The 17,916-nt window shown below is 61.7% G+C and carries 17 protein-coding genes; 5 read left to right on the top strand and 12 right to left on the bottom strand.

Features of this window, described 5'->3' with window-relative positions; all coding sequences use genetic code 11:
- Positions 1 to 3 precede the first annotated feature (3 nt).
- Positions 4 to 1,443 (top strand): amidohydrolase family protein, encoded by a 1,440-nt coding sequence (locus tag CIW50_RS02950; RefSeq protein ID WP_149529762.1) that lies wholly within the window; start codon positions 4 to 6, stop codon positions 1,441 to 1,443.
- Positions 1,444 to 1,464: 21 nt separating this feature from the next.
- Here CIW50_RS02950 and CIW50_RS02945 read toward each other — a convergent pair whose 3' ends face one another.
- The 7 genes from CIW50_RS02945 to cyoA all read right to left on the bottom strand — a co-directional run bounded on the left by CIW50_RS02945 (position 1,465) and on the right by cyoA (position 8,481).
- Positions 1,465 to 1,998 (bottom strand): response regulator transcription factor, encoded by a 534-nt coding sequence (locus CIW50_RS02945; protein ID WP_149529761.1) that lies wholly within the window; start codon positions 1,996 to 1,998, stop codon positions 1,465 to 1,467.
- Positions 1,988 to 3,361: an ATP-binding protein gene (locus CIW50_RS02940; protein ID WP_502707349.1), complete on the bottom strand. Its 1,374-nt coding sequence runs from the start codon at positions 3,359 to 3,361 to the stop codon at positions 1,988 to 1,990. The genes CIW50_RS02945 and CIW50_RS02940 overlap by 11 nt, the downstream gene beginning before the upstream one ends.
- 84 nt (positions 3,362 to 3,445) lie before the next feature.
- Complete coding sequence (locus CIW50_RS02935) at positions 3,446 to 4,195, bottom strand: SURF1 family protein (protein WP_149530385.1); 750 nt, start codon at positions 4,193 to 4,195, stop codon at positions 3,446 to 3,448.
- Between the two features lie 71 nt (positions 4,196 to 4,266).
- On the bottom strand, positions 4,267 to 4,656 hold the full coding sequence (cyoD, locus tag CIW50_RS02930) for a cytochrome o ubiquinol oxidase subunit IV (RefSeq protein ID WP_149529759.1): 390 nt from the start codon (positions 4,654 to 4,656) through the stop codon (positions 4,267 to 4,269).
- Complete coding sequence (cyoC, locus tag CIW50_RS02925; protein WP_149529758.1) at positions 4,653 to 5,285, bottom strand: cytochrome o ubiquinol oxidase subunit III; 633 nt, start codon at positions 5,283 to 5,285, stop codon at positions 4,653 to 4,655. Before cyoC ends, cyoD begins: the two co-directional genes overlap by 4 nt.
- The gene (gene cyoB / locus CIW50_RS02920; protein ID WP_149529757.1) at positions 5,282 to 7,306 is read right to left on the bottom strand and encodes a cytochrome o ubiquinol oxidase subunit I; all 2,025 of its coding nucleotides are present in this window, start codon (positions 7,304 to 7,306) and stop codon (positions 5,282 to 5,284) included. The genes cyoC and cyoB overlap by 4 nt, the downstream gene beginning before the upstream one ends.
- Positions 7,307 to 7,320: 14 nt before the next feature.
- Positions 7,321 to 8,481: a ubiquinol oxidase subunit II gene (gene cyoA, locus CIW50_RS02915; RefSeq protein ID WP_172980198.1), complete on the bottom strand. Its 1,161-nt coding sequence runs from the start codon at positions 8,479 to 8,481 to the stop codon at positions 7,321 to 7,323.
- A gap of 203 nt (positions 8,482 to 8,684) precedes the next feature.
- Here cyoA and CIW50_RS02910 point away from each other — a divergent pair, with 203 nt between their 5' ends.
- Complete coding sequence (locus CIW50_RS02910; protein ID WP_246664165.1) at positions 8,685 to 9,998, top strand: MFS transporter; 1,314 nt, start codon at positions 8,685 to 8,687, stop codon at positions 9,996 to 9,998.
- A gap of 119 nt (positions 9,999 to 10,117) precedes the next feature.
- Here the strand turns inward: CIW50_RS02910 and ccoS are convergent, their stop codons facing one another.
- The 4 genes from ccoS to CIW50_RS02890 form a co-directional block, all read right to left on the bottom strand.
- A complete protein-coding gene (ccoS, locus tag CIW50_RS02905) occupies positions 10,118 to 10,273 on the bottom strand; it encodes a cbb3-type cytochrome oxidase assembly protein CcoS (protein WP_149529755.1) in 156 nt (51 codons plus the stop codon).
- On the bottom strand, positions 10,270 to 12,531 hold the full coding sequence (locus CIW50_RS02900; RefSeq protein WP_149529754.1) for a cation-translocating P-type ATPase: 2,262 nt from the start codon (positions 12,529 to 12,531) through the stop codon (positions 10,270 to 10,272). Before CIW50_RS02900 ends, ccoS begins: the two co-directional genes overlap by 4 nt.
- 150 nt (positions 12,532 to 12,681) lie before the next feature.
- Positions 12,682 to 13,056 carry a nuclear transport factor 2 family protein gene (locus CIW50_RS02895; protein ID WP_149529753.1) on the bottom strand — a complete coding sequence of 125 codons (375 nt, stop codon included), beginning with the start codon at positions 13,054 to 13,056 and terminating at the stop codon, positions 12,682 to 12,684.
- Between the two features lie 93 nt (positions 13,057 to 13,149).
- Entirely contained in the window at positions 13,150 to 14,109 is a 960-nt protein-coding gene (locus CIW50_RS02890) for a tripartite tricarboxylate transporter substrate-binding protein (RefSeq protein WP_149529752.1), read from the bottom strand.
- A gap of 159 nt (positions 14,110 to 14,268) precedes the next feature.
- On the opposite strand from CIW50_RS02890, the gene CIW50_RS02885 reads away from it, so the two are divergent.
- Positions 14,269 to 14,742 (top strand): DUF2867 domain-containing protein, encoded by a 474-nt coding sequence (locus tag CIW50_RS02885; protein ID WP_149529751.1) that lies wholly within the window; start codon positions 14,269 to 14,271, stop codon positions 14,740 to 14,742.
- Between the two features lie 52 nt (positions 14,743 to 14,794).
- Positions 14,795 to 15,292 (top strand): hypothetical protein, encoded by a 498-nt coding sequence (locus tag CIW50_RS02880; RefSeq protein ID WP_149529750.1) that lies wholly within the window; start codon positions 14,795 to 14,797, stop codon positions 15,290 to 15,292.
- On the opposite strand, the gene CIW50_RS02875 is transcribed toward CIW50_RS02880, so the two are convergent.
- A complete protein-coding gene (locus tag CIW50_RS02875) occupies positions 15,276 to 16,415 on the bottom strand; it encodes an FUSC family protein (protein WP_149529749.1) in 1,140 nt (379 codons plus the stop codon). The genes CIW50_RS02880 and CIW50_RS02875 overlap by 17 nt on opposite strands.
- Before the next feature lie 130 nt (positions 16,416 to 16,545).
- Between CIW50_RS02875 and CIW50_RS02870 the strand changes: the two genes are divergently transcribed.
- Positions 16,546 to 17,910, top strand: coding sequence for an MmgE/PrpD family protein (locus tag CIW50_RS02870; RefSeq protein WP_149529748.1), 1,365 nt, complete (start codon positions 16,546 to 16,548; stop codon positions 17,908 to 17,910).
- Positions 17,911 to 17,916: the final 6 nt, after the last annotated feature.

Genomic DNA, 17,916 nt, shown 5'->3' with positions numbered 1-17,916 from the left:
GGCATGACCGAGGTTGCGTCTGCGACGAATATCTTCACCGGTACAGATCGGGGCCTCGTGCCTCAGGCCAGCATCCACCATTCGGATGGCCTGATCACGCACGTCTCGACCGGCGCGAAAATCTTGCCGCAGACGAACCATCTGATCATTCCCGCACTGGTCAATGCCCATGACCACGCGCGACCGTCCATGACGTCCTTCGGCGCATCGAATATGCCGCTGGAGTCGTGGATCGCTCGCTCGGCCTTCGGCACGCCGCCCGATCCTTATCTCGCCGCCGCTGTCTCGCTCGCCCGTTCAGCGCGTGCAGGCTGCGGCGGCGCGATGATTCATTACACCCGCCCGAGCGGGAAGATGCCGATCCTCGATGAGGTGATCGCCATCGCGAAAGCCGCTGATGATGTCGGCATCAGGCTGGCATTCGCACTCGCCGTGCGCGACCAGAATCCGATCGTCTATGGCGACAGCGCTGACGTGCTTGCCGCGCTGCCCGACGATCACCGCAGCACGATCCAGGACATGTTCATTCGTCCGAGCCCGGCACCATCGGAATATCTCGATCGCGTCGAGGCCATTCATGCCGCCATTGCCGGTCCGATGATCGACGTGCAGTACGGTCCGGCCGGCGTCCAGTGGTGCTCGCCTGCTCTGCTCGAAGCCATCGCCGAGCGCTCCGCCGCCACCGGCCGGCGCGTACACATGCATCTGCTCGAAACCATCTATCAGCGACAATGGGCCGATCGCGCCTTTCCCGGCGGCGTTGTGCGCTTCCTGAAAGATATCGGCCTGCTGTCGAACCGGTTGACGCTGGCGCATTGCATTCACGCCCGGTCGGACGAGCTCGACATCATCGCCGAGTCTGGTGCGACCATTGTGACGAATTTCAGCTCCAATCTGCACCTGCATTCCGGCCTCGCTCCGATTGCCGACGCGCATCGCCGCGGCTGTCCGATTGCCGTCGGCATCGACGGTGTCGCGCTCGACGAAGACGACGATGCGATCCGCGAGATGCGCCTCGTGCAGATGGCGCATGACGGCCTCGGCTTCGATCGCACGTGGAGCCGGTCGGAGTTTCTCGCGCTCGCCATCCGCAACGGCCGCACGTCGATCGGCGCGCCGGGACCAGGCACGCTCGCGGCGGGCGAAGCCGCGGATTTCGTGACCCTCGATATCGGCCAGCTCGACCGCGATGCCATCATACCGGTCGATCCGATCGACATGCTGTTTGCGCGCGGCAATGCGAGCTGCATCCGCGATGTGGTCGTCAATGGACGCACCATCAGTCGCGATGGCAAGCCAACCGGCGTCGATCTGGAGGCCATGGAAACCGAGTTGCGCGGGCTCTATCGCAAGAGCGTGCCGCAGTTCAAGGCGTTCGAACAGGCCTGGGCCCCGTTTGAAAGTGCCGTGTCGCGCTGGTTCCAGCAACAAGGCTGTTGCTGACGCGTTGAGCGTTGAAGCCGTTCAATTCACCTGACGTTTCTCAAGCTTCCGTGCCAGCGTGCGGCGATGCATACCGAGGCGGCGAGCGGTCTCCGAAATATTGAAATCGCTTTCCACCAGCGTCTGGTGAATACGCTCCCATTCCAAGGTCTTGATCGAGGTCGGGCGTTCCGTGAGCGCGACCTGCACGTCGCCCGTGGCTTTCTGGAACGCTTCCTCGATATCGTCGGTATTCGAGGGCTTGGCGAGATAATGACACGCGCCGAGCTTGATCGCCTCCACCGCCGTGGCGATGCTGGCGTAGCCGGTGAGCACCACGATCAGCATCTCAGGGCTCAGCGCATGCAGCGCCTCGACGCAGGCAAGGCCCGAGGCTCCGCCGAGCTTGAGATCGACCACCGCATAGCCCGGCACCTTGTCGCCAAGCACCTCGGTCAGCGTCTCGAAGCCGTCGGCGTGCAGCACAGTGTAGCCCCGGCGCTCGAACGAGCGCTTCAATGTGCGCGCAAAACCTTCGTCATCCTCAACAATGACCAGCAGACGTTCATCCGACATGTTTGCGCGCTCCAATCGCGAGGGCCGACAACGGCAGCGACAACGTCACGAGGGCACCGCCCACGGGACGATTCTCCGCCACCACCGTGCCGCCCAATTTGCGGACGGCATTGACCACCAGAAACAGACCCAGCCCACGCCCGGACTGGCCCTTACTTGAATTATAGGGCTTGCCGAAATTCGCCAGCATCTCCCTGGCGAAACCCGGCCCCATGTCACTGACTTTCAGCACCAGCGAATCGCCATCGCGTTCGATCGCGAGGCGAACCCAGAGCGGCGACACTTCGTTGGCATTGTCGAGCACGTTGAAGATCATCTGCTTCAACGCCGAGTCCGATACGATCGGCATGTCTTCGCCAAACCGGTTCTCGTAGACCAGCGTGTTGATCGAGCGCGCCGCGCGCCAGTCCTCGACCAGCTCGCCAAAGAAGCCGTTGACCGTGGTCACCACCGGCGCCTCGCCACGCATGTCGCCGGCCGACATCAGAATGCCAGTGACGATCGATTTACATCGCTGCACATCGGCCTGCATTTCCGCGATTTCTTCCATGAGTCCAGAATTATCAGCAAGTTCCGGCATCCGGCGCCAGTCGCTCAGGATCACCGACAGCGACGCCAACGGCGTACCCAACTCATGCGCAGCGCCGGAGGCAAGCAGACCCATGCGCACGATATGATCTTCCTCTGCGGCCTGTTGGCGCAGCGCTGCCAGACCGCTGTCGCGCTCGCGGAGGTTTTCTGCGATGCGCGTCATGAAAACGACGATCAACGCCGCGTCCAGCACGAAGCAGATCAACATGCCGATGACGTGTAGTTGGAACAGATCGCCGCGCAGCGCGTCCGGCAGTTCGAGCGGACGATGAAACACAATCAGCCCGGCGAAGCACAGACAGGCGACAACAACCACGATCCAGGTCGAGCGGCCGTTCAGCAGCATCGCGCCGAGGGTCACCTGTAAAAGATAGAGCGATATGAATGGATTTGTGGCGCCGCCGCTGAGATAGAGCTGAGCGGTCAGCGCAGCGACGTCGAGCAACAGAAGCAGAAGCAGTTCGCGGTCGCGCGCATCGGTCTGCTGGCGCAGCCACTCCTGGCTGATGACATTCAGGAAGACCGAACCGCACAGCACCATGACCATGGCCATCAGCGGCAGCGAAATGCCCATCACCAGATGCACGAAGCCGATGGTCAGGACTTGCCCGACCACTGCGATCCAGCGTAGCTGGATCAGCAGATTGATGTTCTTGATATTGGTGGTCTCGTCGAGCGGCAGCGCCGTGATTGCAACGGGTGTGGTGGCTCCCGCGGCGTCGATGGGCGACGCGGCCACCGCACTGACACCCGTGACGGCTGGTGTGCCCACCTTGCTCTCTGCTCCCGAACCCGGCATCTCGCCCCGTCAGCTTGATCGGCCAGCCTCAATCGGACCGGCGTGTCATCCATGACGTCATACGCGAGGTAGTGATTTTTTCCGAATCCGCCACTCGTCACAGGCGACGAACAGGGCGCCACCGGCCAACATCAAAGCCAGGCCGAACCAGGTGATGGCATAGACCACGTGGTTATTCGGGAACGCGATCACGGTCAGGCCGCCATGAGGCTGACCCGGGGCATCCAGCGCGGTATTGGCATCAATGAAATACGGCGCGACGGCGCCCAGCTTCTGGCTCGCGGCAATGGCCGCGACGTCGCGGGAATACCAGCGTCCTGCCGCGGGATCGTTGGAGCGCAGGAACCCGCCCTTGGGCTCGGTGATGCGCAAGAGGCCTGTCACCGACACCGGCATTGCAGGCGCCACAAAGCTACCGGCCTTGCGTTCATCCGGGCTGACGAAGCCCCGGTTCACCAGCACAGTGTATCCGGCCTCGGTGCGCAGCGGTGTCAGCACCCAGAAACCGGCGCCGAGATCCGAGACGGCCTGAACCAGCACGTCAGCGCCCGGCACGAACCGTCCGGTGAGGCTAACGCGGCGATATTCATCGTCACCGCGATTGATCGCAAGCCACGCCGCAGGCCCGGGTGCAGCTTCGGGCGCGGCGTGGCTGCGCTGATCGACACGTGCGATCAGATCCAGTTTCCAGGCATGGCGTTTAACCTGCCAGATACCCAGCGCGGTCAATCCCACGATGCCGAGCAATGCCGGCAGAACTAGCACCGTGAGCGTCGTCGCGCTACGCGGCGACCGCCCGGATTCCATTTTCGATTCGGAGGACTCCTGACTGGCCGGGCGGCCCACGACGATTCCGTCGTTGGCGCGCACCATGGCCATCAGGGCATATTCCTCATGTCGTGAACCGGCATCATGTTGACGTTGAGGTGATACATCACCCAGAGCGAACCGCTCAGCGCGATCACAACGATGATGATCGTGAAGATCAACGCCATCATGGTCCAGCCGGCGTCCGACGTCGTGTTCATGTGCAGGAAGTAGATCATGTGAACCACGATCTGCACCACAGCGAACGCAACGATAATCGCGATGGTCCAGTTCTTGTTCTCGATCGCATTGGTCATCACCAGCCAGAACGGAATGGCGGTGAGGACAACCGACAGGAAGAAGCCGATCAGATAGGACTTCATCGAACCATGATCGCGGCCGTCATCGTGGCCGTGGTCATCGTGACCATGTCCGTGCGCGGCATGTGCATCGGCGCTCATCGCAGCACTCCCAGCAGATAAACAAAGGTGAAGACGCCGATCCAGACGACGTCGAGGAAATGCCAGAACATGCTCAGGCACATCAACCGGCGCTGATTCGCCTCGATCAGGCCAAAGCGAGCGACCTGCACCATCAGCGTGACCAGCCAGATGATGCCGAAGGTGACGTGCAGACCGTGGGTCCCGACCAGCGTGAAGAAGGACGACAGGAAGGCGCTCCGCCAGGGGCCGGCACCTTCATGGATCATATGATGGAACTCATAGAGTTCGATGCAGAGGAATGCGAGGCCGAACAGGCCAGTGATGCCAAGCCACATCTGGGTCGACTTTACTCTGCCCTTCATCATCTCCAGCATCGCAAAGCCGTAGGTGATCGACGAGAACAGCAGCATCGCGGTGTTAAGCGCAACCAGCTTGAGGTCGAACAGATCCTTCGGTCCAGGCCCCGCAGCATAGCTGCCGCCGAGTACGCCGAAGGTGGCGAACAGCATCGCGAAGATGAGGCAATCGCTCATCAAATAGAGCCAGAAACCCAGCATGGTGCTGGAACCGGCCGGATGATCGTGTTCGTCGACCACGTAGAAGACCGGAACTTCAGTGCCGTTTATCGTTTGGATTGGTGCGCTCATGACGCGGCCTGTACTGCGAGAAGTTTTGTACGTTCGCCTTCGGTGCGGATGACGTCTTCCACCGGAATGTGGAAGTCACGGTTGTAGTTGAAGGTGTGGAAGATCGCGACGGCGACGATGGCAACGAAGCTGAGAGCTGCGAGCCACCAGATGTACCAGATCAGGGCGAAGCCCATCGTCGTGGCGAGCACCGAGAGGATCACGCCGGTACCGGTGTTCTTCGGCATGTGGATCGGCTTGAAACCTTCCAGCGGACGAACATAACCGCGGCGCTTCATGTCCCACCACGAATCATTGTCGTGAATGACCGGGGTAAAGGCGAAGTTGTAATCTGGCGGCGGCGACGACGTTGCCCATTCCAGCGTACGTCCGTTCCATGGATCGCCCGTGGTATCGCGCAGCTTCTCGCGATTCCAGATGCTGACAGCGATCTGGACAAGGAAGGCACCAATGCCGATGGCGATCAGGACGGCGCCGAAAGCCGCGATGATGAACCAGATCTGCAGCGACGGATCGTCGAAGGTCCGCAGACGGCGGGTGACGCCCATCAGGCCCAGCACATAGAGCGGCATAAAGGCGAAGTAGAAGCCGAGGACCCAGCCCCAGAACGACACCTTGCCCCAGAACTGATCGAGCTTGAAGCCGAAGGCCTTCGGGAACCAGAAATTGATGGCCGCGAAGATGCCGAACACCACGCCGCCGATGATCACGTTGTGGAAGTGAGCGATCAGAAACAGGCTGTTATGCAGCACGAAATCGGCCGGTGGCACCGCGAGCAGAACACCGGTCATGCCACCGATCACGAAGGTCAGCATGAAGGCGATCGTCCACATCATCGGCAGTTCGAACCGGATGCGACCGCGATACATCGTGAACAGCCAGTTGAATATCTTCGCGCCTGTCGGGATCGAGATGATCATCGTCGTGATTCCAAAGAAGGAATTCACGCTGGCGCCCGAGCCCATGGTGAAGAAGTGATGCAGCCAGACGAGATAGGACAGGATCGTGATGACCAGCGTGGCGTAGACCATCGAGGTGTAGCCGAACAGCTTCTTGCCCGAGAATGTCGAGGTCACTTCCGAGAACACGCCGAACAGCGGCAGGATCAGGATGTAAACCTCCGGATGGCCCCAGATCCAGATCAGGTTCACGTACATCATCGGGTTGCCGCCGAGATCGTTCGTGAAGAAGTTGGTGCCGACGTAACGATCCAGCGAGAGCAGCGCGAGAACGGCAGTCAAAATCGGGAAGGACGCGACGATCAGGACGTTGGTGCAGAGCGAAGTCCAGGTGAAGATCGGCATCTTCATCATGGTCATGCCCGGCGCACGCATCTTCACGATGGTTGCGATCAGGTTGATACCTGACAGCGTTGTACCAACGCCGGCCACCTGCAGCGCCCAGATGTAATAGTCGACGCCGACATCCGGACTGTAGCCGATGTTCGATAGCGGCGGATAAGCCAGCCAGCCGGTCTTGGCGAACTCACCGACGAACAGCGACATCATGACAAGGATGGCGCCACCGGTGGTCATCCAGAAGCTGAAATTGTTCAGGAACGGGAACGACACGTCGCGCGCACCGATCTGCAGCGGCACGATATAGTTCATCAGGCCGGTGACCAGCGGCATCGCCACGAAGAATATCATGATCACGCCATGCGCCGTGAACACCTGATCGTAGTGATGGGCGGGCAGGAAGCCGTCGGAGCCGTTGAAGGCCATGGCCTGCTGAGCGCGCATCATGACGGCGTCGGCAAAACCGCGCAGCAGCATGACGATGCCCAACACCATATACATGATGCCGATTTTCTTGTGGTCCACGCTGGTGAACCATTCCTTCCAGAGATAACCCCAGAGCTTGAAATAGGTCAGTGCGCCGAGCAGCACGATGCCGCCGAGCGCGACCATCGCGAACGTCGCGACCAAAATCGGCTCATGATAGGGAAACGACTCGAGCGTCAGGCGGCCGAAGATGAACTTCGCAAGCCCGGTATTTGCCAGTGCGGCTGTATCAGACATTTAGATCAACCCGATCAGGTGTTGGAAGCGCGCCGCTCGGCAGGCGCTGGCGTGAAATTGAACGGCGCGGGAGCAGCACCCGGGCGCGCGAGACCAGCACCGGTGACCGGTGTCGGGTCGAGAGGGGTCGTCGTCGAACGAAGATCAGACACTTCGCGTGCAGCCTCGGCGAGGGTGCAGACACTGGCGACGTAGTTCTTCGTCGCGCTGGTGCCGTCGAGCATCGAGATATTGTACTTCAGCGGCAGGATATTGCGGGCGCTTGCGAGGCCGAGGCCCCCCTTCGCGTCCATCGCCATCATCTCGCTCATGCACATCTTGCCGGGCTGGGCGCACATGTTGAGGATCGCCTTGTAGAGATCAGGCGCGACTTCCCGGAAGCGACGAACCGGCACATTCTCGCTCGGCTTTTCGAGCTCCAGATAGGCCTCGCGGCTCAGCGTTTCGCTGCTGGCCTTGGCCTTGGCGATCCAGGCATCGAAGCCGGCCTGATCGACGCCGTGGAACTTGAAGCGCATGCCGGAGAAGCCGGCGCCGCTGTAGTTCGCCGAGAAGCCGTCATAAACGCCGGCCTTGTTGATGACGGCGTGCAGCTTCGTTTCCATTCCGGGCATCGCATAAATCTGGCCGGCGAGCGCGGGGATATAGAATGAGTTCATGACCGACGACGCGGTGATCTTGAAGCGTACCGGACGATCGACCGGCGCAGCCAGTTCATTGACCGTAGCAATGCCGTATTCCGGGTAGAAAAACAGCCACTTCCAGTCGAGCGCGACGACTTCGACCTGCAGCGGCTCGTTGAGGGTCGCAGCATTGCCGGGCGCGATCCGGTCGAGCCGGCGATAGGGGTCGAGCAGATGCGTGCTGGACCAGGTCACGGCGCCGAGACAGATGATGATAAGGAGGGGCATCGACCAGATCACCAGCTCGAGATGAGTCGAGTGATCCCAGTCCGGTTCATATTTGGCGTCGGTATTCGACTGCCGGTATTTCCACGCAAAGAACACGATCAGGGCCATCACCGGCACGATGATCAGCAACATCAGCACGGTGGAAATGATCACGAGATCGCGTTGCTGCACTGCGATGTCACCCGCAGGATTCATCACGACGAAATTGCATCCGCCCAGCAAGGCAACCAAGGGCAGCAAAAGAAGGATCCGTAGGCGGCTCAAGGCGTTACCCATTTCATAGTGGCGGTTCGGGCGCACGGTTAAGCGCATTTGCTGCAGGGCAACATTGGACAATTTGTCCAATGGTCCGGAGCCGCGGTTCGCGACAAATCGTCAACCTGCCAGCATCGCGTCTCGATGCCGGAAGCAATAGATGCAACCTACGATACAAATGGATTGAAGATATGGCGCAGACGTCATCGACGATGGAACGGGACGCACGCCTTCTGCACGCGGACGGCCATGGCGAGGTCAACCCGGGCGAGATCGCCATCGGCGTGATCATCGGCCGAACCTCCGAGTTCTTCGACTTCTTCGTCTATGCGATCGCCTCGGTGCTGGTGTTTCCGAAGCTGGTCTTCCCCTATCTCGATCCGCTGACCGGCACTCTCTATTCCTTCGCGATCTTTGCGCTGGCCTTCATCGCCCGCCCGATCGGCACGATGATCTTCACCGCCATCGACCGCAGCCAGGGCAAGGGCGCCAAGCTGACCATCGCGCTGTTCCTGCTCGGCGTTGCCACTGTCGCCATCGCGTTCCTGCCCGGTTACGAATCCATCGGCGTCGCGTCAGCCTGGCTGCTGGCTGCAGCGCGTATCGGCCAGGGCATTTCCTGGGGCGGCACCTGGGACGGCCTTGCTTCACTGCTGGCGCTGAATGCACCGGAGGGCAAGAAGGGCTGGTACGCCATGATCCCGCAGCTCGGTGCGCCGATCGGTTTGCTGGTGGCCAGCGCGCTGTTCGCCTTCTTCGTCGATACCCTGTCCGCTGAAGACTTCCTCGACTGGGGCTGGCGCTATCCGTTCTTCGTCGCTTTCGCCATCAACGTCGTCGCGCTGTTCGCGCGTCTGCGCATGGTGGTGACGCCCGGCTACACGGCTTTGTTCGAAGCCCGTGAACTCGAACCGTCCTCGATCACCGAGACGATCGCCCAGCAGGGCCGCACCGTGGTGATCGGCGCCTTCGCACCGCTGGCGAGCTTCGCGCTGTTCCACATGGTCACGGTGTTTCCGCTCTCATGGGTGTTCCTGTTCACCCGCGAAGCACCCGGCCGCTTCCTGCTCGTTGAATGCATTGGCGCCGGGTTCGGCATCATTGCCATGATCGTGTCGGGCTACATCGCCGACAGGGTCGGCCGCCGCACGCTGCTGACCGGTTCGGCGATCGCCATCGCCGTGTTCAGCGGCTTCGCACCGCAGATGCTGGATGGTGGCATCGTCGGCGAACTGGCCTTCATGGTGACCGGCTTCATCCTGCTCGGCCTGTCGCTCGGTCAGTCGTCGGGTTCGGTCGCATCGAGCTTCTCGAAGCGGTTCCGCTATACAGGTTCGGCGCTCACGACCGATCTTGCGTGGCTGTTCGGCGCCGGCTTCGCGCCATTCGTGGCGCTGGTGATGTCGAGCCGCTTCGGTCTGTCCTCGTCGGGCGTCTATCTGCTGTCGGGCGCGGTCATGACCCTGCTGGCGATCTCGATCAACCGGCAGTTCGCCAGCCGCGACGCTTCGGCGATCGAACCGTAAACAGCACGGTCGCTAATAAAGGAAGAGCCTCGTTCTGATCAGAACGAGGCTCTTCCTTTTTGTTCTGACACATTCACATTTCCCTGACGCGAACCGGCATGCGCTCGCTTGAAAGCGCCCTAATGCGACAGCGGCACGTCAGCCTGATGCAGGATGCGTTCGGAAGCACCCTGCAGATCGTCATGTTGACCTGATTTCAGCGACCATAGAAATGCAGCGAGGCCGCACAGGCCAAGCCCGACAGTAGTCGGGATCAGATAGAAATAATCCATCATTCCGCCGGCTCCATTCTGACCGACATCCGCGGTGTTGATGCGCTTGCGTCCTGAGGCTTGTCTAACTTGCCGCGGCCACGCAACCGCAGCGCATTGGCCACCACCACGATGGACGAACCGGACATCGCGATGGCTGCAACCAGCGGCGTGACATGGCCCATGATCGCAATTGGCACCGCTACAAGATTGTAACCAACTGCCAGCGCGAGATTCTGCCGCACCAGATGCCCGGCCTCGCGGGATACTACGATCGCCTGCGATACCGCCGACAGATCCTCGCGCAAGAAAACGAGATCGGCAGCGTTGCGCCCCACATCGGCAGCCGAAGCCGGCGCCATCGACGCATGCGCGGCCATCAGCGCCGGCGTGTCATTGAGTCCGTCGCCGACCATCAGAACCTTCTTGCCGGCGGCCGCCAGCTCCACCACATGCGCCGCCTTGCCACCGGGCAGCACGCCCGCGAAATACGGCACGCCCATGCCACTCGCAAGCGCGCGCACCGGCATCTCGCGATCACCCGACACAACCTCCACAGCAAGACCATCGCGCTTCAATGCGTCAACTGTCTCAGCGGCACCTGCGCGCAAACGATCCTCGAAGCGGAAATCCGCCAGGCATCGCCCATCGCGCGACAGCACGACGGAGGAACCATCGAGATCCATGCCGCGGGTGTCGGCGAGGGCCCATTCCGGTCGACCGAGGCGCAGCACGCTGCCGCCCAGACGCGCTTCCATGCCGCAACCGGGATGTTCGGAGACGTCATCGAGCGCAATCGGAGCCTGCGCCCTTACCGCAGCCGCGAGTGCGCACGAATAGGGATGTCGCGAATGCACGGCGATCGCGCCGGCCAGCGTCAGCGTCGCCGAATCAATCTTCTCTGCATCGATAACACGGGGATTGCCGAGCGTTAGCGTCCCCGTTTTGTCGAACACCACCGTATCGACCTCGGCGAGACGCTCCAGCGCGCCGCCATCCTTGATCATGATGCCGCACTCGAACAGCCGCCGCGCGGCGACCACCTGAACCATCGGCACTGCGAGACCGAGCGCACAAGGACAGGTGATGATCAGCACCGCCACCGCAATGGTGATGGCGCGATGCACATCGCCGGACACGATGAGCCAGCCGACCAGTGTGATCGCCGCGGTGAGATGCACGACGGGTGCATAGAGCCCTGCCGCACGATCGGCGATGCGACGATAGACCGAACGGCCCTGCTCCGCGGCTTCCATCATCCGCAGCATTTCCGCGAGGAACGAGTCATTGGCGGAGGCCGTCGCCGTGATGGTCAGAGGTCCCGTCAGATTCAGCGTGCCGGCGCGCAGAACCGAGCCCGGCAGCGCCGGCTGCGGCACGCTCTCGCCGGTCACCAGCGAGACGTCCAGCTCGGACAGTCCTTTGGCCACCTGCGAATCCACCGGCACGCGTTCTCCGGCGGCAAGCATGATGGTCATACCCGGGGTGATTTCGCCGACCGGCAGATAGGTCTGCGCGCCGTCATTCTGCAGGACCAGCGCGCCGCGGGCCGCGAGGCGTGCAAGCCCCCTCACCGCGACACGCGCGCGCTCGCGCATCATGTGGTCGAGGGTACGGCCTATCAAAAGGAAGAACAGCAGCGTCACGGACGCATCGAAATAGGCGTGCGGTCCGTGGATCGCGGTCTCGTACAGGCTCATCCCGAAGGCCAGCAGCACGCCGAGCGAGATCGGCACATCCATATTGGTGCGGCCGTGGCGCAGCGCCTGCCAGGCCGAACGGAAGAACACCCGGCCGGAATAGATCAGCGTCGGTAGCGCGATCAGCGCGGAAATGCCGTGGAACAGATCGCGTGTCGCAGGCTCTGCACCGGACCATACGGAGACCGACAGCAGCATGATGTTGCTGGCCGCAAAGCCCGACACCGCCAGCGCGCGGATCAGTTCCGACAGCGTGGTGTCCTTGGCGTCGCCATCGACGTCGAACAGATGCGCCTCATAGCCAACATTACCAAGCGTTTCGACGAAAGGCGGCGGCACGCGATCGGCGCGCCATTTTATGGTGACACGCTTGGTGGACAGATTGACCCGCGCCCATGTCACGCCATCGAGCGCGCCGAGCGCCTTCTCAACAGTGCGAATACAGGCGCCGCAGTGAACATCCGGGACCGAGAGATCGGTCTGCCTCAGACCGCCGGCAATGGCCCGGCTGACCAGCAGCACTTCGCGCGGATCCGGCGCCGCCAGCGCTGCCAATTCTGCTCCAGAGCCACAGCAACTCATCGGAGACTCCCATCCTGGTTACCATTTTACTGGCCAAGGCTGGCATACGCCGATGCGGCGCCTCATCGATTGATCTGCGTCAATCGACAGACGTTTCCCGATCGCCGCATCGAACCCGCGGGTGCGAGCAGCTGCGCTCTAGATCCGGCTTCAGTCGCGGAGGTCGTAACGATAGGATTTCGAGACGATCTGCCAGCCATCGGCGAGTTTCATCGCGATCAGGTAATCAGTGAAGTAACGCGGCGGCAGCTGGCAGCGCACCTTGATGAAGGCCGTCTTGTCGTCGGAACGGTCGATGGTGACGATGAAGTCCTCGCGCGCCTTGCCCTCGACTCTGCCCGACGTCCGCGAGCGAACCATCGCCATCCAGTCCGGCATGGTGAGCACTTTCAGCTCACCCTTCTCAACCCAGCGCAGATCCGCACTCGGATGAAAGATTGCACCGAGCTTGTCGGCATCGGCTTCATAGAGGCCGTCGAAATAATGCTGGATGACCGCTTCAACGGTCGAACGATCATAAGCCAACGCATTCCCCCACCGGCAACCAGACTGGAACCTCTATAACATGAAAGCGACGACGGTCATACTCTACCGTCGCATAGGTGATCCAGTTTTAGATCACTTGCCGTCGCCGAGCATCTTGCGAAATCGCTCAATCTCCTGCGGCACGAAGGCAGCGAGATAGGCCGGCGCCATTTCGGCATCGCCGGCGGGCACGGAGCCGAGATCGTCGAGCCGTTTCTGATAATCGGGATTCGCAACAGCAGCGCGCATCGCCGCATTGAGCTTCTCGACGATCGGCGCGGGCGTGCCCTTCGGCGCGAACAGCGCATACCAGCCGGATATTTCGAATTGCGGCAATCCGGCCTCGCTGGCGGTCGGAACGTCAGGCAGATGCGGCAGGCGTGTTCTGGATGCCAGCGCAATAGCGCGAATGAGACCGCTCTGGATTGCCGGCGTCACCGATGCCGAGGAATCGCAGATGCCGTCGATCTGTCCGCCGATCAGATCATTCAGGGCCGGACCGCCGCCGCGGTAACCGACCAGCGTGACATCGATCCCTGCGGCCTGAACGAAAGCCTTGCAGAACAGATAGTTCTGCGACCCTACGCCGGAGTGACCGATATTGAGGCGGCCGGGATTCTGTTTCGCATGTGCGATGAATTGCGCAAGATTGTCGGCCGGAAAGTTGCGCCGGATGGCAACCATGGCCGAACTCTTGTTGAACATGCCGATGCCTGCAAAGTCCGACGGCGCGAATTTCACATCGGGCGTGAACAGGTAGACCGCGGTATTGGTGCCGCTATTGCCTTGGACGATAGTGTAACCGTCAGGCGGCGCCTGCGCGACGCGGGCTAGTGCCACGGCGCCGCCCGCACCGCCGATATTTTCGATCACGATAGGCTGACCGAGATGCCGGCTCATCTGCTCGGCAATCAACCGCGCATTGACGTCGGAACTGCCGCCTGCGGCGAATGGCACAACGAGCGTGATGGGACGGGTGGGATAGTCCTGCGCGTACGCGCACAGCGGCGCGATCAGCACCAGACAGAGCGGAGCAAGCCTGAACCAAGCCATTCCAAATCCTCCCTGATCAGGTCTTGTCTAAGCAGGTCTTTGCCTGATTTTTCCGTGATCTTAGGGAGTATCCGGCGCCGGACGCAAAGACATGTTATGCTGCAGAGCGGCGTAACCGATGGCGTGCGGCGCCGCGTTTTGACGTCTATGGAGGTCCTGATGACCGTCTCGATGGTTCACCCGACAATCGACACCAACAGTTTGCTAAGCGGCGCCCAATTCGCCGATGCCTTCAGCATCTCCACCGAGACGACGGATCTGACTGCCCGCGATGCCGCCACCCGCATGCTCAGCCATTCTCCACCCTGGGTGGACGCTCTGATGCGGCTGCGGGATTTGATCGTTGCGCCCTTCGGGCTGAAGACGGCACACTCTGCGCGTCACATGGATGTCGACAAGGTCGGCTTTTTCCCTGTGCTCAGCGAGACGCCGCAGCGTCTGGTCGCGGGATTCAATGACAATCATCTCGATTTCCGTGTCGTGGTCGATGTCGCAGCGGACGGTATCGGCCAGCGCGTTACGGCAACGACTGTCGTGCTGATGCATAACTGGCTCGGACGCATCTACCTGACGGTCATCAAGCCGTTTCACCGGATGGTGGTCCGTTCCATGTTGCGGCAGGTCACGCTCTGAATTTGCCGCGGCGGCCGTGGGGAACTTGGGTCATCGTAGCCCGTTAGCCCATATGCCATTTACCGAGATCGATCCGCAGAACGACGAGCTGAAAGTCACGCTGGCGCATGCGTTTGACGCCGCTTGGCAGCCCTTTGTGACGCATGAAGGCGAGTCCGCAGACACGCCAGAGAACCGCCGCCGCCTTGCCGCTCGGATTGTCGCCGTGGCGCGGTCAGGACAGACCGATGAAGAGGCGCTCAGCGAGGCCGGATTGATTTACCTCCGCGTACTCGCCGAGGCGGCGCGGCTATCGGCCCGTATCCGTGACGTCGCATCTCCCGATCTGGCTCCTCAGGCTGACGACCAACGAAACCAGTCGTTTGGCCCGGAGACCGTGGCGGCTATGTCCATAGCGCTGGATCGCTGCCTCGATGAATTGCCGCTACGGATCTCGTCGGATGCCGTGCAGTTGCTCTCGAGCAGCATCCTCGATGAGGCCACGCGCGGCGAACGCGATCCCGAAAAGCTGCAGCTCCACGCCTTGGCATTGCTCAAGTCGCGTCAGTAGGCTCCTTGCTCACCGAATCCGTCTCGGCCCATTCGGCGACGCAACGTTCGAGATCTTTCAAATTCTGCCGCATCTGTTCCAGCGAGAAGCCGATCGCAAAGAAGCGCTCGGCCACGTCGCCGGGTAACCCGCGCGTTAGTCCCTCTTGCCGAAGCGCACCGACTTCTCCCGCATAGGCCTGCAAGGCAGTCTGCATCGGCCAGATCGCCGGCGCTCCAGTGCCACTGCGCAACGCCACGGCGGTCGAATGCAGAAATGTCGTCATAGCATCGCTGACCCGCGACAGCGGACCAGCCAGCCTGACCTGCAACGCGGATGGCAACGGCACCACTGTGGACCGCCCGATCATGACCAAATCGTGCCGTAACCGCAGCGTTGTGCGCAGCAGCGGGCCGGTGTCAGGACCACTGGACAGATGCGCCGCACGCTCGCGCTCGGCCTCCGCACCGATAGCATTCAGATTGGTGAGCGCATGGCCGATGCCGTCCTGCAGCCGGTGCAGCGCTTCGTTGTCGCGACCGCGCGTCAGCGATGCCAGCAGTTCGGTGAGCGCCGTTGCGATCAGATCGAGCGCTTCGGCCGAACTGGCGCGGACCTGACTATGCGCCCGCGACGGCAGCACCAGGAACGACACCAGAAGACCTGTGACAGCACCAACCGTAACTTCGAGTACGCGGTCGATCGCAGATTCCAGCGGCGTGTTGTGATTCATCATCGGCAGCAGCAGCACGATGATCGCCGTCACCGTCGCTACATTGAGACTCGGATTGATCGCCGCGATGAAGGCCAGTGGCGCCACGGAGAGCACAAGCACCGCGAGCAGCGCACCTTCATTGGAATGCGGGATCAGAATCGCCACTGCGCCGCCATAGATGGCACCGCCGATGGTGCCGACCAGATAATCGCGCGTCGCCTTCAACGATCGCCCGACGCTCATTTGCGTCACGATGATCGCGGTCAGCACCGCCCAGAGCGGCAGTTTGAGCCCGATGGTCAGGGCCACGATCAGCGCGGCAAGCGCCGCTGCGGTCACCCGGATGCCGAGCCCCAGTTCGACCTTGCGCGCCCGGAGAAAAGCAACCACCCGCTTTAACGATCCGAGGATTTGCTTCGATGCGGACATGTCTCAAATTGATCCTTGAAAGGGATATCGGCGAACGGCTTTCAGCATGGCTGCCCCCCGCGTCGCCCTGCCCGCTTGAAACACCGATTTGGTCCGCTTAAGGCTATTTCAATAAGAGCGAGGAAACACAATGGCTAACGAGACTGCAACGCTTGCCGCCTATGTCGCGGACCTGAAATTCGACGACATTCCGCAGGACGTGCTGGAACGCGCCAAGGTTCTCACCCTCGATTATCTCGGCAGCACCATCCGTGCCCGCAGCGAGGCCGAATCTACCCCCTCACTGCTGAAAATGCTGGAAGCCCTGTCGCTCGACGGCAAGGGCGAGTCGACCGTGTTCGGCGACAGCAAGACCTGGACGCCGGCCGTGGCCGCGCTGCTCAACGGCGCGCTCGGCCATTCGCTCGATTTCGACGACACCCATGCCGATTCCTCGCTGCATCCCAGTGCTCCCGTGGTTCCTGCCGCCTTCGCCGTTGGCGAAATGGTCGGAGCATCGGGCAAGCAGGTGCTGACGGCCATCGTCGCCGGTTACGAAGTCTGCTGCCGGCTCGGCAACGCGCTCGATCCAACCTCGCACTATGCCAGGGGTTTCCACCCCACCGCGACCGCCGGCACCTATGGCGCTGCGGCTGCGGCCGGCAAACTGTTCGGACTCTCGAAGGATCAGTTGATCTCGGCCTTCGGCGTGTCGGGCAGCCAGGCCGCGGGCTCGCTGCAATTTCTCGTCAACGGCGCCTGGAATAAACGCTATCAGGTCGGCGCGGCGGCCATGAACGGCGTGATCGCGGCGACGCTGGCGCGCAACGACTTTGTCGGCGCGACCGAATCCGTTGAAGGCAAGCATGGCCTATTGGTTGGCTACAGCGACAACGCGCATCCGGAAAAGGCCGTTGCCGATCTCGGCTCGGTCTATGAGACCATGAAGATCGGCGTGAAGCCGTATCCGAGCTGCCGCTATACACATGCCGCCATCGATGCGTTGGTCGCGATGCGGCGCGAGCACAATCTGACGCCCGAGCAGATCAAGCGTGTCGAGATCGGCCTGCATCGCAATGGCATCACGCTGACCGGCGACGCCGCCACCAAGCGCCACCCGACCTCCATCGTCGGCGGGCAGTTTTCGATGTTCTTCACCGGCGCGCTGGCCCTCGACCAGGGCTCATTCGGCTGGGATGACTATAAGCGCCTCGGCGACGGCGCGATCAACACGCTGGCCGACCGTTTCGACGTGGTTCAGGACGAACGCCTCGAAGGCAAGCGCCACCCGTTCGGCGCACGCGTCTCGATCACCACCGAGGACGGCGTGCATGAGCGCATCTATGCCGATCCGTCGGGCGAGCCGACATCGTTCCCGGATGCCAACGCGATGCAGCAGAAGTTCCTGCAGCTCGCACGCCCCGTGCTGAACAATCGTGCGGAAAAATTCGCCGATGCGATCCTCTCGCTTGAGACTTTCGACCGCGTCGCAACGGCGACAGCACTGGGGCGGTAACGGACA

Source organism: Tardiphaga sp. P9-11, from assembly GCF_008329525.1.
Classification (GTDB): Bacteria; Pseudomonadota; Alphaproteobacteria; order Rhizobiales; family Xanthobacteraceae; genus Tardiphaga.
Note: the sequence above shows the minus strand (reverse complement) of the source record. Positions and strands in the feature narration are given on the sequence as shown.